Annotated in this window: 16 protein-coding genes; 10 read left to right on the forward strand and 6 right to left on the reverse strand. The window is 65.5% G+C overall.

The annotated features are described in order from the left end of the window. Positions 1-750: a molecular chaperone gene (locus tag ASF61_RS17400; RefSeq protein WP_255354578.1), complete on the reverse strand. Its 750-nt coding sequence runs from the start codon at positions 748-750 to the stop codon at positions 1-3. A 3-nt stretch (positions 751-753) separates the two neighbouring features. Continuing rightward, positions 754-1293, reverse strand: coding sequence for a spore coat U domain-containing protein (locus ASF61_RS17405; RefSeq protein WP_056158576.1), 540 nt, complete (start codon positions 1291-1293; stop codon positions 754-756). Positions 1294-1529: 236 nt separating this feature from the next. Here ASF61_RS17405 and ASF61_RS17410 point away from each other — a divergent pair, with 236 nt between their 5' ends. Then, complete coding sequence (locus ASF61_RS17410; protein ID WP_056158579.1) at positions 1530-2363, forward strand: response regulator; 834 nt, start codon at positions 1530-1532, stop codon at positions 2361-2363. A gap of 21 nt (positions 2364-2384) precedes the next feature. On the opposite strand, the gene pnuC is transcribed toward ASF61_RS17410, so the two are convergent. Further along, positions 2385-2963, reverse strand: a complete 579-nt coding sequence (gene pnuC, locus ASF61_RS17415) for a nicotinamide riboside transporter PnuC (protein ID WP_082491781.1) — start codon at positions 2961-2963, stop codon at positions 2385-2387. Positions 2964-3187: 224 nt separating this feature from the next. Next, positions 3188-4294, reverse strand: a complete 1107-nt coding sequence (locus ASF61_RS17420) for a catalase family protein (RefSeq protein WP_056158581.1) — start codon at positions 4292-4294, stop codon at positions 3188-3190. Positions 4295-4534: 240 nt separating this feature from the next. On the opposite strand from ASF61_RS17420, the gene ASF61_RS17425 reads away from it, so the two are divergent. Both ASF61_RS17425 and ASF61_RS17430 read left to right on the forward strand, forming a co-directional pair. Continuing rightward, positions 4535-5092, forward strand: a complete 558-nt coding sequence (locus ASF61_RS17425; RefSeq protein WP_056158584.1) for an outer membrane beta-barrel protein — start codon at positions 4535-4537, stop codon at positions 5090-5092. A 200-nt stretch (positions 5093-5292) separates the two neighbouring features. Further along, the gene (locus tag ASF61_RS17430) at positions 5293-6525 is read left to right on the forward strand and encodes an MFS transporter (RefSeq protein ID WP_082491782.1); all 1233 of its coding nucleotides are present in this window, start codon (positions 5293-5295) and stop codon (positions 6523-6525) included. A gap of 5 nt (positions 6526-6530) precedes the next feature. Here the strand turns inward: ASF61_RS17430 and ASF61_RS17435 are convergent, their stop codons facing one another. Continuing rightward, positions 6531-6986 (reverse strand): VOC family protein, encoded by a 456-nt coding sequence (locus ASF61_RS17435; protein ID WP_056158589.1) that lies wholly within the window; start codon positions 6984-6986, stop codon positions 6531-6533. A gap of 90 nt (positions 6987-7076) precedes the next feature. On the opposite strand from ASF61_RS17435, the gene ASF61_RS17440 reads away from it, so the two are divergent. Both ASF61_RS17440 and ASF61_RS17445 read left to right on the forward strand, forming a co-directional pair. Then, entirely contained in the window at positions 7077-7988 is a 912-nt protein-coding gene (locus ASF61_RS17440) for a LysR family transcriptional regulator (RefSeq protein ID WP_056158592.1), read from the forward strand. 285 nt (positions 7989-8273) lie between these two features. Next, entirely contained in the window at positions 8274-9206 is a 933-nt protein-coding gene (locus ASF61_RS17445; RefSeq protein WP_082491783.1) for a S9 family peptidase, read from the forward strand. Positions 9207-9214: 8 nt separating this feature from the next. On the opposite strand, the gene ASF61_RS17450 is transcribed toward ASF61_RS17445, so the two are convergent. Beyond that, complete coding sequence (locus ASF61_RS17450) at positions 9215-10375, reverse strand: epoxide hydrolase family protein (protein WP_056158598.1); 1161 nt, start codon at positions 10373-10375, stop codon at positions 9215-9217. A gap of 125 nt (positions 10376-10500) precedes the next feature. Between ASF61_RS17450 and ASF61_RS17455 the strand changes: the two genes are divergently transcribed. The 5 genes from ASF61_RS17455 to ASF61_RS17475 all read left to right on the forward strand — a co-directional run bounded on the left by ASF61_RS17455 (position 10501) and on the right by ASF61_RS17475 (position 14275). After that, entirely contained in the window at positions 10501-11139 is a 639-nt protein-coding gene (locus ASF61_RS17455; RefSeq protein ID WP_056158600.1) for a TetR/AcrR family transcriptional regulator, read from the forward strand. 204 nt (positions 11140-11343) lie between these two features. Beyond that, positions 11344-12288 carry a dihydrodipicolinate synthase family protein gene (locus ASF61_RS17460; RefSeq protein WP_056158603.1) on the forward strand — a complete coding sequence of 315 codons (945 nt, stop codon included), beginning with the start codon at positions 11344-11346 and terminating at the stop codon, positions 12286-12288. Next, the gene (locus ASF61_RS17465) at positions 12285-12965 is read left to right on the forward strand and encodes a GntR family transcriptional regulator (protein ID WP_056158606.1); all 681 of its coding nucleotides are present in this window, start codon (positions 12285-12287) and stop codon (positions 12963-12965) included. The genes ASF61_RS17460 and ASF61_RS17465 overlap by 4 nt, the downstream gene beginning before the upstream one ends. 173 nt (positions 12966-13138) lie before the next feature. Further along, a complete protein-coding gene (locus tag ASF61_RS17470; RefSeq protein ID WP_056158609.1) occupies positions 13139-13858 on the forward strand; it encodes an SDR family NAD(P)-dependent oxidoreductase in 720 nt (239 codons plus the stop codon). A gap of 54 nt (positions 13859-13912) precedes the next feature. After that, complete coding sequence (locus ASF61_RS17475; protein ID WP_056158612.1) at positions 13913-14275, forward strand: acyl carrier protein; 363 nt, start codon at positions 13913-13915, stop codon at positions 14273-14275. Positions 14276-14279: the final 4 nt, after the last annotated feature.

A 14279-nucleotide genomic window follows, 5' to 3' on the forward strand; every position in this document is an offset into this window, starting at 1 on the left:
CTACTCCAGTGCCGCCACGGTGCTGGCAGTCGCGGGTTTGGCGTTGATGTTGGCGTTGACCGTCAGCGTGCCGCGCAGGTCGGCGTCGGCCGGCACCGGCAGGCGCCATTCGCGGTCGCGGCCGGCCAGCACATAGCCGAACAGGCCCTCGGCAATCATGAACTGCTTGCCGGCGGCGTTGGCCAGCTCGAACGCGCCGATCTGCGCGCGCGCAGCGCCGCTGTTGCGCACCTTCAGGTGCCAGTGGTCGTCCTTGCGGAAAACGGCCCAGGTCAGCGCCGGCGACGGCGCACTGCGCTCATCGCCCGGCTGGACGAACATGGGAACGGAATAGCGCAGGCGGATATCGACGCCGCTGGCGGGGCCTTCGCCCTCGCGCGGGATTTCGTCGATCAGTATCCGGTAGCTCAACTCGCGGCTGGGGAGTTGACTGCTGCGTCGCACGAGGCGAATGATCTGGCTGCTCTTGGGCCCGATCTGCAATATGGGAGGGCTTGCTACAACATCCTGGGTGGGGGTCAGCACATCTTCGGTGCCGCTCTGGTCCCACAAAAATACGCGTACCTGGCCGTACACAGGCGTTTCGCCCATGTTTTGCATGGTGATGCCGGTGGCACTTTGACCTGCACGCAAAATAATCATGACGGGCGAAATCTGCAAATTTGCAGCGTTCGCTTCCAACCCCAGCATTCCGATCAGCGCAAGAATACCGAGTTTTATCCAGCACACCAGGCGCAAGGACAAGTTCATCGCCTAGAAATACACGGTCGCCGTGATGGTCGACTTGTAGGTGTCGGGCTGCGGCGTGGCCTGGGCCGGGATCGAACCGTAGACCGTCAGCGTCTGCGCGGTGCCGGTACCGGTGCCGGAACGAGTGTCGGTGCCCTGGGTATTGCCCCAGTTGGTGGCGCCGGCAGTCTGGTACAGATTGAAGGCGACGGTGCCGGTATTGGCGCCGGTGCCGCTCATCACCCGTGCGGACGTGGTGGAACCGGTGCCGGTGCCCGCGTTCAGGCCGACGTTGTACGGCGTGGTGTTGGTGCAGGTAACGCTGAGCTGGCTGTTGACCGTGACCGTGCTGGCCAGCACGCCCTGGCTCTGGCCGAAGTCCAGCGCCGTGGCGGAAATGGTGCAATCGGCAATGATCTTGAGCGTGACATCGAAGGTTGCCGTCTTGCTGCCGTTCGAATACACGGCGGCGTCGGCCAGCGGCGCCACCGCAGCCAGGGTGGCCGCCAGCGTGACAGCCGTTGCGGTGGCCAGCGCGGCACGGCGGGTTTTACGGGTGATCATATAACCTCCTCGGTTGGTGGATCATGCAAGGAATCGCCGGGTCCGGGCGTCTAAAAATTGCCCATTCCCAACACTTGATACCATTATTGATGATCTCGGTAAACCATGCTTTTGCTGGCGGCGAGGAAGATTTTGCGTGCGTAGAAACTGCTCAAAAAAATGTGCAAAGTTGGGCATAATAACGACAGGCGCGCAACACTCCGTATCAAAAGATGACCAACCTTCAGGGTGAGCCCATGCAGACTGCCGATACTCCCATGCGCAAGATTCTCATCGTCGACGATTCGGCGTTCGAACAGCGCTTGCTGGTCGATCTGCTGAGCGAGCTGCCCTACAAGGTGTCGGCGGCCTCGAACGGTTTGCAGGGCTACCACCTGGCGCTGGCCAACCGGCCGGACCTGATCCTGCTCGACGTGCGCATGCCCGACATGGATGGCTACACGGCCTGCCGCCTGCTCAAGGCCAATCCTGCCACCCAGGACATTCCGGTGATTTTTCTCAGCGGCGCCGACGCCGACGAGGAGCGCATCATGGGCCTGTCGATCGGCGGCGTCGATTACGTCTCGAAACCGTTTTCGCCGGGCGAACTGGCGGCGCGCATCCAGGTGCACCTGACGCTGGCCCAGCGCGCCCACGGCGCCCCGCCAGCGCCCGCCAACGATGCTACTGCGGCAAGCGTGACGGCTGCGGCGGCATCGGCGCCCGTCTCGCCGTATGGCGTGGATCCGGACGCCGTCACGGTGGCGGCCGTCAAGCGCCTGATCGCCGACAACCTGGCCTCGCTGCCGGGCCTGGCCGAAATTGCCCGCAGCGTGGGCACCTACCGCGAAAAGCTGTCGCAGATCTTCCGCGAGCAGACCGGCATGACGGTGTTTGCCTTCATCCGCGAAGCGCGCCTGCGGCGCGGCGAGGAACTGCTCAAGGATACCGACATCGACGTGCAGGACATCGCCCTGCTGATCGGCTTTAATAATGCGGGCAACTTCGCCACCGCTTTTCGCGAGCGGCTCGGGGTCACGCCGAGCGCCTACCGCCAGGCGATCCAGCAGCGGCGGTCGTCGTTGAATTGAAGGGCGCCGCCGCGCAGCGGCTCAGGCCGGCGACTGCAGCGCGGCCTCGCGCATCTTGCGGCGCCAGAAAAACCACGATGCCAGCGCATTGAACCAGTACGCGCCGTACAGCACCGACGTCAGGTACAGGCCGCGGCTGGCGTACAGCGGCACGGCGATGGTGTTGACCAGCAGCCAAAATTGCCAGGTTTGCAGGCGGCGGCCCATCAGCAGCAGCTGGGCGATCACGCTGAACATCAGCACGCCGGAATCGAGGAAAGGCGCGTAGGCGCTGGTATAGGCTTGCAGCAGCAGACCGTAGATGGCGGTGGCCGCCAGGCCGAGCGATCCCATCCAGATCAGCGCGCGCGGCTGCGCGTGCGTGATCGGCAGCGGCGCGCCGGTGCTGCCGCGCAGCCAGCGCCACCAGCCGATCACGCAGGTGACGATGAAAAACCCTTGCAGGGTGACGTCGGCATATAGGTGCGAGTCGTAGAACAGCACGGCAAACAGGCCGCAGCCGACGATGCCCAGCCACCACGAGTGCACATTGTTGCGTCCCGCAAGGACGATCGACACCGTCATGACCGCATTGGCGGCGATTTCCAGCACAGAGGTCAACACGAGCTTTCTGGTCGGGTGGAAGAACCGGGCCTGGCAAGCGGGCAGCAGCACCACGGGTGGTCACTGCACCGCTGCAAGACACGGGCATCGCTCATTTTCGTCCACCCGGGGCGCGAACGCAAGGACGGCTCCCTGCCCCGGCACCATGACCTCCCGGGGCCGGCAGCCGGCCGGGATGCGTGCACACCCTGCCACGGCCGCAGTCGCGGCGGCGCCGGCGATCAGTGTTCCTTCCAGTGGTCGAGATTGTGCGGCTCGGCCAGCGGCGTGCCATTGCGCTCGGCGCGGAAGCGGGCCGACGCCGCATACACGGCGCGCCGCACGCGCATGATCGAACCGAGCGGACGGTGATCGGCGATGCAGTGCCAGGGGCTGAACTGCATGCCGTCATCGACCAGCACCGACAAGCCGTGGGTCCAGCCGGCCTGGGCCGGCGCGGCGATGCGCGCCACCGCAACCCAGGGCGTGGTCCATTCCACGGTCGGGTCTTCGATCGGCGTTTCGTCGAGGCCGGTGCACAGCTGCGCCCGCAGCTCCCACTCGGCCGCGTGCTCGGTCATGAAATCGACCACCGCGCCGCGCAGGCCGTTGGGCTTGTGGTCGAGGTCGACCGGCTGGTCTGTCAGCATGGCCAACTCCGGCGAGACGGGCACCAGTTGCAGCTTGGCCATGTAGCGCCCGAACAGGATCGGCACCTGGGTAAAAAACGTTTCGCCGAGGATGTTGGTTTGCGCATGGCCGCCCATGCTGATCAGGGTGGCGCTCTCGCCGCCCACCGCTTCGATCACCTTTTCGGCGCCCTGCAAGGCTGCCGATAACGCTTTTTTCAGGCCCGGCGCCTTGTCGGTCGTGGCCGCGAGCAGCTTGACGCTGCCCAGGAATTTTTTGGCGGTCGGGGCCTGGAACACGGGGCCGTTGACCATCACGAAATCCTGGGTGACGTCACCCTGGCCGTCGTCAAGCCGTGCACCAGGCACGCCGATCACCTTGATCGCCATGCCGCGCGGGGTGGACACCTTATCGTCGAGCAGGTCGCCGGGCGTGGTGGACAGGCGCATGACCACCGGGTATTCGCCGCTGGCGGCAAACAGGCCCTGGGCATAGTCGGCGGGCAGGTTGTCGAGCACGCGCAAGGTGGCGCGCAGCAGGCCGTGGCTCTTGGCATGCACGCCGCGCGGCGCGTGGCCGCTGTCTTTGTGCACGGTGCCGGCGATATCGCGCATCTGCTCCTGCAGGCCGGCAATGGTTTCGGCCTCGTCTTCCTCGGGCACTTCGTAGGACGGATCGTAGGGCAATGGTTGTTTCAGGTGACGGGTGGGGAAATCCATGGGGGTATCCTGCTGGCTGGTTGGCTGGGTTGCACATCATGCCGCGCTGCCCGCCCGCTGTCTGTGGCGGCACACACGCACGCGACATCGCAGCAACGTGCACCAAAAGAGACACTTTGCCCTTTTGCCTGCCCCAAAACGGGACAAAACCTTACCAAATAAATTATTTATACCTATAATATTTCCTTCGCGAAATTCGCCAGAAGCCATTTCGCGATGTGACCCATTTAGGAGAGACATATGAAAAACACCATCCTGTTCGCCATGCTGGCGGCACTGGCCGGCACCGCAGCGGCCCAATCGACCTACATCGGCGGCAACGTCGGCCGTGCAGAGCAAAAGCTGTCGATCGAAGGCGATTCGATCAAGGACCACGACACTGGCTTCAAGCTGTACGGTGGTTACAACTTCAACCAGAACTTCGGCCTGGAAGCCGGCTACGTTGACCTGGGCAAAATGGAGCGTTCGGGCGGCGTCGCGCGCGTGCGTTTCGAGCCAACCTCGGTCTACTTCGCTGCCACCGGCACCCTGCCACTGGATCCGCAGTTCGCGCTGTTCGCCAAGGCTGGCGTAGCGCGCACCGAAGTAAAAGCTAATTTTGCCGTCGGCAACCTCAGCGAAGACGACAAAGCATCGCGCAGCACCGCCTACCTGTCGGTTGGCGCTGCCTACGCGGTCAACACCAACTTCAGCGTTGTTGCTGAATACGAATACTTCGGCAAAGTCGCGAAAATCGAAGACAGCAACGGCAACCTGAAAGCCAACATGGTGTCGGTCGGCGTACGCTACAAGTTCTAAGCAATTCCCCTCGCGTCGCAATCGACGGCAGGCGTGCCTCACGCCTGCCGTTTTTTTACGCGCCGCGTCGGCGCCGCCTCAGTAACCTCAGTAACCTCAGTAACCTCAGTAACACTACGCAGGCCGGACCGGACGCCAACGCAGCTTGGCCAAACATGCTAAGGTTGACCCTTTTTGCCAACGATTTTCAGGCCTTAGCAATGCATTCCGATCCTGTTTCCGACACCTCCCTCCCCCCTGTTCCGATCGCTGCGCCGCACGGCGCCGGCATGGCCAACCTGGCGCTGGCCATCGGCGGCCTGGCCATCGGCACCGGCGAATTCGCCTCGATGAGCATCCTGCCGATCGTCGCCGGCGACCTGCACACCAACCTGCCCCACATGGGCCACATGATCAGCGCCTATGCGCTGGGCGTGGTGTTCGGCGCGCCGCTGATCGCCATCTTCCTGGCGCGCATGCCGAAGAAGGCGATGCTGGTATTGCTGATGGCGCTGTACGCGGCCGGCAACCTGCTCAGCGCGGCAGCGCCGGGCTACGGCGCGCTGCTGCTGGCGCGCTTCGTGGCCGGCATTCCGCACGGCGCCTATTTCGGCGTGGCCGCGCTGGTGGCCGCTGCCATGGCGGTGCCGGAAAGACGCGGCCAGGCCGTCTCGCGCGTGCTGCTCGGGCTGACCATTGCCAATATCTTCGGCGTGCCGCTGGCCACGTGGCTGAGCCAGGCGTTCGGCTGGCGGTCGGCGTTCCTGGTCGTCGGCGTGCTGGGCGTGGTCACCGCGCTGATGGTGCGCCATTATGTGCCGTTCATCGCTGCCGGCGACGCCAGCCCGCGCCGCGAACTCGGCGTGTTCCGCCGCGCCCAGGTATGGGTGACGCTGCTGATGGTGTCGGTCGGTTTCGGCGGCCTGTTTGCCGTCTACACCTACGTCACGCCCACGCTGCTCGAAGTGACCCGGGTGTCGCCGAACATGGTGGCGGTGATGCTGGCGCTGATCGGCGTCGGCATGACCTTCGGTAACCTGGTGGGCGGCTGGCTGGCCGACCGCTCGCGCGTGGGCACCATTTTCGGCGCCCTGGTCTGGAACGTGGCCGCGCTCACGGCCTTCTATTACACCAGTGCCAATGCCTGGGCGGTGGCAATCAACCTGTTCCTGATCGGCTGCGGCATTGCCGTGGCGCCCGCCGTGCAGACGCGCCTGATGGACGTGGCCGGCGACGCCCAGACCGTGACTGCAGCGCTCAACCACTCGGCCTTCAACTGCGCCAACGCGGCCGGCGCCTGGTTCGGCGGCATGGCGATCGCTCACGGCCTCGGCCTGCAATCGACCGGCCTGGTGGGCGCCATGCTGGCGCTGGGCGGCATCGCAGTGCTCGGCGTGTCGGTGTGGATGGAGCGGCGCCAGGCGCCGGCCGCCGGCATGGCGCGGACGGTGTAAGCGGATCAGAGCTGCTGCGCCAGTTCGATCAGATTCCCCCACGGATCGCTGATGAAGACGAAGCGCAGTCCCAGCGCCGGCGCGTCTTTCGGGGCGCTGACGATGCGCACCTGGCGCTGGCGCAGTTCGGTGATGGCGTCGTCGACGCTGTCCACGCGCAGGCACAGATGGTGCCAGCCGCCGATGGCGTGGGTGTCGATCAATTCGTCAAACGCGGGACGCGCGGTGCAGCCGGGGCCGGCGATGAATTCGATGCGGAAGCTGTCGTCGTTGGCCGGGCACAGCATGGCCAGCGTCTTCTCGCCCAGCGCCATGGTGCTCAGCACGCGGAAATCGAGCTTGCCCGTGTACCAGGCAACGGCGCTGTCGAAGTCCGGGACGCGGATGCCGGCGTGATCGCCGTGCCACGAGGCGAACGGGCTGGCACGGTCTGCTGGTGGAACGTCGGGATGGTGCGACATGCTGTGACCTTTCAGGGAAGATGGTGAGCGCCATGGTAGCGATCCCGCAGGACTTTGATAACGGGGCCCGCATCGAATAGACTGATCGCCATGGAGAACAATCGCGAACCGTCACTCGACGACCTGGCCGTGTTCCTGGCCGTATGCAGCACGGGCGGGTTTCGGGCCGCCGCCATCCGGCTCGGCATGTCGCCGTCCAACGTGAGCGATATCATTGGACGTGTGGAACGCCTGCTTGGCGTGCCACTCCTGACCCGCACCACGCGCAGCGTGGCGCCGACCGAGGCCGGGCAGGCGCTGGCAGCGCGCCTGGCGCCATTGCTGGCCGACACCCGCGCCGCCTTGCGCGACGTGGCTGGCGCCGGGCAGCAGGTGCAGGGGCTGCTCAAACTCAATGTCACGGGCGCCGTGATGGTCGACATCCTGCCGCCGCTGATCGACCGTTTTCTCGCCACCTACCCGGCCGTGCGGGTGGAACTGGTGGTGGAGGACCGCCTGGTCGACGCCATCGCCGATGGCTGCGCGGCCGGCATCCGCTACGGCGAGCACCTGGCCCAGGACATGATCGCGGTGCCGATCGGACCCCGCCACCAGCAGCTGGCGCTGGCCGCCGCACCGGTCTACCTGGCCCGGCGCGGCCATCCCGCCCATCCGAACGACCTGCTTGAGCACGCGTGCGTGCGCCTGCGTTTTTCCAGCGGCGCACTGACGCAGTGGGAGTTCGCGCGCGACGGCGAGCGCCTGACGGTGGATCCGCCGGCGCGCGTGGTCATCGGCGTCGATGGTGCACCGGCAGCAATCGACCTGGCCCGCGCCGGTCATGGCATCATCTGCACCTTCCGCAATTGGCTCGATCCGCACCTGGCCAGCGGCGATCTGGCGCCGGTGCTGCAAGACTGGTGGCCGCAATTCGAAGGACCGCAGCTGTATTTCCCGCGCCGCCAAATGCCGGCCACGCTGCGCGCATTCGTGGACCTGGTGCGCGCCGCACACGTCGGATAACACAGAACATGAAAACTGCGACAAATCAGTGAAACCCGCGTGCCGAATTTACCGGGAAAAATGCGATAGTCCGCACGATGTTACGGCACAGGCAACGCTTGTCGTACACTGGTCGAACTTCCGATCTCGGCGAAGAGCGGTCGCTCGAAACGCGTGCGCCTCGGCCGTATTAAGATTGATGGGCAGGCTCGAGCTATCGCAGCGAGCAAACAGCAAACCGCGGACAACAAAATTACTGGACAAATACATGCCGAAAAATCAAACTATCGTTCAGCTGGCGTTCTCATGACGCGGCGATTCCTCGCTAATCTGCTGTTGAGCCTGTGTGGCGCACTGGCCGCGACGTCCGCATTAGCGGCACGTGTCTACGACGAGTCTACGATCCGCATCGATGGCAAATCGCGCCGCTACTACCATCTGTACGACAGCGCCGCGGAAGGAACAGCCACGCCGATCGTGCTCGTCAGCGGCTCGGGCTGCCGCGATTTCGCATCGCGCGTGCCGTCCTTTTTTGAGCACTACCCGGCGCCCATCAATCTCTACTTCCTGGAAAAGGCGGGCATCGAAAAGGGCGACGACGGCGCTCATTGTTCCGAGACGTACAGCCGCGAGGACGTCCTGGAGCGTCGGGTAGGCGACACGCTGTCATTCATCGATGTCGAGCCCCAACTACATTCCCTGGCCCCGCGCAGCTTGGCGATCGTCGGCTTTTCGGAGGGCGGCACGGTCGCGCCGCTTGCAGCCGCGGGCAGCGCAAAGATCGGCTGGCTTGCGGTGGCGGGCAGCGGCGGGCTGCCGCAAAGCGAAGAGTTCCTAATCTTCGCAGCGCGCGGCGTTGCCCCCTATGCGACGCTGTTCTCACGTGCGCAGCTGCTGCGGACGTATGCCGCCATCAAGGCTGATCCGGAAAGCCTAGATAAGCGCTTCTTCGGCCACCCTTACCGGTACTGGCGTTCACATTTGTTCTACGATCCACTGCCCACGTATGCAAAACTCGACATTCCCGTGGTCGTAGCGATGGGCGAAAAGGACGACAGCGTCCCAATCGAATCAGGCCGCAAATTGCACGCCTTTTTCGCCAGCCGTCCCGGCAACAAATTCACGTTTGTCGAATATCCCGGCGCAGGGCACGCACTTCAGGCGCCGGAGAGAAACTACCTTCCGCAATTCATCGCCGGGCTGGCCGAGTGGATCAAAGGGAAACGCAATCCCTTCTGATTCGGTTGCTAGCGCAGCTGGCGGAACGTGGCCCGCACTTCCTCGACGAACAACGCCGGCTGCTCCATGGCCGCGAAATGGCCGCCCCGTTCGAGCTCGTTGAAGTGGACGAGGTGGGCGAAGCGCCGCTCGGCCCAGCGCTGCGACAGGCGCAGCTGTTCGCCGGGGAACATGCTGATGCCGGCCGGCGTGGTCATCGGCGCGGTCGGCGTGCCGCCCTCGCGCATCGCCTGCATCGCTTCCCAGTAGAGCCGCGCGGCGCTGGCGCCCGTGTTGGGCAGCCAGTACAGCATGATGTCGTCGAGGATGGCATCGAGTTCGAACGCACTTGCCACGTCGCCGCCGCTGTCCGACACATCCTGGAACAGGGCATAGATCCACGCCGCCAGGCCGACCGGCGAATCGGCCAGCGCAAAGCCGACCGACTGCGGGCGCGTGGCCTGCACCTTGAAGTAACCGGAAAACTGCTGGTCGTAGCGCTGGGCGTCGTCGAGCATGGCCTGTTCGTGCGCGGTCGCCTCGGCCCGTTCCTGCTCGGTCGGGTGGAACATCAGCATGTTCAGGTGAATGCCGACCAGGCCAGGGGGCGCCTTGTAGCCGAGCGCCGTGGTCACGGCGCCGCCCCAGTCGCCGCCCTGCGCGGCATAGCGGTCGTAGCCGAGGCGCGCCATCAGGACGGTCCAGGCGTCGGCAATGCGGTTGACGTTCCAGCCGGTTTCCCTGGGCTGGCCGGAAAAACCGAAGCCGGGCAGCGACGGGATGACCAGGTGGAAGGCGTCGCTGGCCACGCCGCCGTGCGCGACCGGATCGGTCAGCGGGCCGATCACGTCGCGAAATTCCAGCACCGATCCGGGCCAGCCGTGCGTGAGCAGCAGCGGCATGGCGCCCGGCTCGGGCGAGCGCACGTGCAGGAAGTGGATGTCGAGGCCGTCGATGGCGGTGCGGTACTGGTTGAAACCGTTGAGCAGCGCCTCGCAGCGGCGCCAGTCGTAGCCGTCCTGCCAGCGGGCGGCCAGTGCGCGCAGGCTGGCCAGTTGCGGCCCCTGGCTGGTGTCGGCCACCGTCTCGGCGTCGGGCCAGCGCGTCAGCGCCAGGCGCGTCTGCAGATCGGCCAGTGCCGCATCGGGGATGGCAAGGTGGAAGGGGTGAATGGCGGTAGTGGACAACATGCCTCCTGGGCGTGATATGTTACGGGCCGGCAGACACCGGGCGCACTAATTGAACTGACCAGTCTAGATTAATCGCCAACTTGCCGTTTGTAAAGCGGATTCGATTGAAATGTGGAAGAGGCAGCATGGTGGATGAGCAACAACAACCGCGCCGGCGCGGGCGGCCGCCGGCCGACAGCGCCGGCGATGTGACAGCACGCTTGCTGGCAGCGGCCAGCCGGCTGTTCCTGGCGCGCGGCTACGACGGCACCAGTTGCGACCAGGTCGCACTCGATGCGGGCGCCGGCAAGGCCAGTATCTATGCGCGTTATGCCAACAAGGCGGCGCTGTTTTCGGCCGTCATTGACCAGCTGCTGGCCGGCACGCCGGCGCACGACGCGGTGGCCGCGGAACTCGGTCTCGAGCAGCGGCTGGCGGCAGTGGGCATGCAGGTGGTGCAGGATGCGCTGGCGCCCGATGCGCTGGCCTTGCTGCGGCTGCTGGTGGCCGAGCTGCCGCGGCTGGGCGACGGCGCCCGCGCCGACCAGCTGTTCCTGCAGTCGGGCGTGCGGCGCGTGGCGGCCGTGATCGCCCTGCACGATGCCGGCGCCATGGCGCAAGCCCGGGTGGCGGCGCAGCAGTTCCTCGACGCGGTCCTGGCGCCGCTGCTGCTGCGCGCCATGCTGGGCGAACCGCAGCACGCGGTGCTGGCCCATGCCGCCGCGCGCGTGGAAACGGGCATCGCCATGCTGCGCGCCACCGGCAGCCTGGCGCGCTGGCGCTGAGGCCTGCGGCCCGGCAGGCCGCAGAGGGCAGCGGCGCAGCAGCGGCAGCGCCAGGCAGCACAGGGCAGCTGCACGCAGCAGGCGCCCGAACTACGCAGCCGGGACGACGAAATCGGCATAATCGGCGTTTGGATTGTATACAATATCCAAAACCGCAGTATGATCGCGCCGATGCCCTCCCCTCACCCGATCTGAAGGAATACCATGCGCGACAATATCTTCACCGGTACCATCCCGGCCCTGATGACTCCCTGCAGCGCCGACCGCACGCCCGACTTCGACGCCCTGGTGCGCAAGGGCCGCGCGCTGGTCGATGCCGGCATGAGCGCCGTCGTGTACTGCGGCTCGATGGGCGACTGGCCGCTGCTGACCGAGGCGCAGCGCCAGGAAGGCGTGGCGCGCCTGGTGGCGGCCGGCGTGCCGACCATCGTCGGCACCGGCGCGGTCAACTCGAAGGAAGCGGTATCGCACGCGGCCCACGCGGCCAGGGTCGGCGCGCAAGGCTTGATGGTGATCCCGCGCCTGCTGTCGCGCGGTTCGTCGCCGGCCGCGCAAAAAGCCCACTTCTCGGCCATCCTGCAGGCTGCGCCACAGCTGCCGGCCGTGATCTACAACAGCCCGTACTACGGCTTCGCCACCCGCGCCGACCTGTTCTTCGCACTGCGCGCCAGCCACCCGAACCTGATCGGCTTCAAGGAATTCGGCGGCGCCGCCGACCTCCGTTATGCGGCCGAGCACATCACCAGCCAGGACGATGACGTCACGCTGATGGTGGGCGTGGACACCCAGGTATTCCACGGCTTCGTCAACTGCGGCGCGACCGGCGCCATCACCGGCATCGGCAATGCGCTGCCGCGCGAAGTGCTGCAACTGGTGGACCTGTCGCGCAAGGCGGCTGCCGGCGACGCCGTGGCCCGCCGCCAGGCGCGCGAACTGGAAGCGGCGCTGCTGGTGCTGTCGTCGTTCGACGAGGGCACCGACCTGGTGCTGTTCTACAAATACCTGATGGTGCTCAACGGCGACACCGAGTACACGCTGCACTTCAACGAGTCCGATGTCCTCAGCGCCAGCCAGCGCCGCTACGCCGAAACGCAGTACGCGCTGTTTCGCAGCTGGTACGCCGACTGGTCGAAAGACGTGGCCGCGTGAACCGCGCCGCCCTGGCGGTGACCACCGTTGCCGACCAGGCGGCAGACGCGCTGCGGCGCAAGATCATGGCCGGCGAGCTGGCCGAAGGCAGCTCGCTGCGCCAGGACGCCCTGGCGGCCGAATTGGGCATCAGCCGGATCCCGTTGCGTGAGGCGCTGGTGCAGCTCGAAGGCGAAGGACTGGTGAAAATCGTCGCCCACAAGGGCGCGGTGGTGGCGGGCCTGTCGATCGACGAGATCAGCGAACTGTTCATGCTGCGCAGCGTGCTCGAGCCGCTGCTGCTCAAGCGCTCCGCGCCCCGCCTCACGGCAAACGACTACGCGCAGCTTGACGCCATCCTGGCCGACTACCGGCAGGAACTGGCGGGCCAGCACACCACGCGCTGGGGTGAACTGAACACGCGGCTGCACGCGGTGCTGCTGTCACGCGCCGACCAGCCGCGCACGGCCGCCATCGTCGACACCCTGCTGCTGCAGACGGACCGCTACACGCGCCTGCAGCTGTCGCTGAGCGCGGACAGCATCCGCCAGGCGCAGCAGGAACACCAGCAGCTGGTCGATTTGTGCCGCAGCGGCGACGTGCGCGGCGCGGCAGCCCTGCTCAAGCGGCATATCGCGCATGCGAGCCGCGATCTCGAACAATTCATCGCGGTGCGCCGCCGGGCCGCCAGCCAGTAGCACCGACCGGCTGCCGGCCAGTTGCCGGGCGCGCGGCGCTGGCTGTCCCTCCCCCTACCTATCAGCATTACTAGTGATGTAAAAAACGCCAGTTTGGTTTAATGCTTCCACGGTAACAGCGCTTGCAGCGCAAGCCGGACCACTCAAATCTTAACGATTGAAGGAAGCAAGCAATGCCTAAAGCCATCGTCATCGGCGGAACCGCCGGAATCGGCCAGTCCATCATCAAGGGCCTGATCGAGGCCGGTTATGCCGTCCACTTCACCTACAACAGCAACGGCGAACAGGCCGACACGATCCGCCGTCAATATGGCGAACAGTGCACCTGCTCGCAGCTCGACCTCGGCTCGCTGGACGCAGTATCGGCCTTCCTGACCACCATCGACAGCGCCAGCGCGCCGGACGTGCTGGTCAACTCCGCCGGCATGTCGGCCGACGCGCTGTCGCTCGGCGATGTCCGGGCCAGGCTCGAACACGCCACCACCATCAACTACATGGCGCCGGTCATCATCGCCTGCCACATCGGCAAACTGATGACCGGGCGCCGCAGCGGGACCATCGTCAACATCACCTCGATCGCGGCGAAACGTCCGAAGGCCGGCAACGCTATCTACGGCAGCGCCAAGGCCGCCCTCGAACGCTTCACCGCCACGCTGGCGCTGGAAGTGGCGCGCTTCAAGGTCCGTACCTTGTGCGTGTCGCCGGGCTTCGTGGACACGCCGATGTTCCACAAGTTTTCGGGAGCCAATGCGCGCGACATCGTCCGCGAGATGCCCACCCGCGAAATACTGACTGCAGACCAGGTCGCCGAGACTGTGCTGCTGTTTGTCAAAGGCCAGATCAAGTCCACCGGCACCACCCTGGTACTCGGTAACGGCGAACTGGTTTTCTAATCCGCTGCACCGCTTCACAACAACTGTTTTTTCTAACCACTTAAAGGAATCATCATGAACGCCAACCAAATCTCGCAAATCGCCGCATCGGTGCTGTACCTGGACGACGTCAGCGCCATCGACACCGGCAAGTCGCTGTTCAAGGAATACGGCATGTCCTCGCTCGACTTCGTCGACTTCACCTACGAGCTCAAGGCCGCCGCCAACAAGGAGTTCGATCCTGACCAGCTGTGGCCGATCAACACGATGATGAACAACCCGTCGTTCTATGCCGCCGGTGCCTGGACCGACGAAGGCCGTGCCGAACTGGTGCGCCTGTTCGACGGCCACGCCAGCGTGCCGACCGCGCCCGGCGCAGAAGAACTGTACGCGCTGTTCTCGGTCGGTTATGTCGAGCACCGCCTGCGCGCACTCTGATCAT

This window comes from Duganella sp. Leaf126, from assembly GCF_001423125.1.
Lineage (GTDB): Bacteria > Pseudomonadota > Gammaproteobacteria > Burkholderiales > Burkholderiaceae_D > Rugamonas.